This window comes from Paenisporosarcina sp. P4_D4 (assembly GCF_056401835.1).
The window spans coordinates 1-573 of sequence record NZ_JBFUIO010000423.1; the positions used below are offsets into that span (position 1 = coordinate 1).

1 protein-coding gene and 1 pseudogene are annotated in these 573 nt (G+C 38.0%); both read left to right on the forward strand.

From position 1 onward, the window contains the following. The coding region (locus AC1DSL_RS19285; RefSeq protein WP_477533485.1) for an MFS transporter at positions 1 to 367 on the forward strand (367 nt) is incomplete at its 5' end. A 74-nt stretch (positions 368 to 441) separates the two neighbouring features. After that, positions 442 to 573 (forward strand): annotated as a pseudogene (locus AC1DSL_RS19290) (aldo/keto reductase); the annotation flags it as partial.

The following is a 573-nucleotide window of genomic DNA, read 5'->3' on the forward strand; positions in this document are numbered from 1 at the left end:
AGCGGTGATACTATTTATCCTGATGTTTACGGCACCATTTAAAATAGCAGGATTGATTACCATTTTCTTAATGGGGGTTCTAGCTTTTATGAATGTACCGGGATTACAAGTGTATGTGGTCATGTTAGCAGAACGATTTGTACCTACTGGAGTAGATATGGCGTCGGCCATCAATATTGCTGCATTTAACGCTGGAATTGCAATTGGATCCTACTTAGGTGGTATTATCACAGACTCTATTGGACTGATTCACACCTCTTGGGTAGGAGCACTTATGGTACTGATAGCTGCCATCCTTGCAGGTTGGAGTGCATCCCTTGAAAGAAAAGACCAAAAAGGGGATAAATTGAAGGAGGTGGTTTCCTAAGTAATAAATGTGTGAAATCACCAAATATAGAACGATCTCATTTCTCATAATAAAAATTTGGAGGTTTATTTATAATGATTAAAAACATACAAGATACAACTACTTTGCATAATGGTGTAAAAATGCCTTGGTTTGGAATTGGGGTGTTTAAAGTAGAAGAAGGCCCTGAACTGGTTAATGCCGTTAAATTTGCAATCAAACATGGG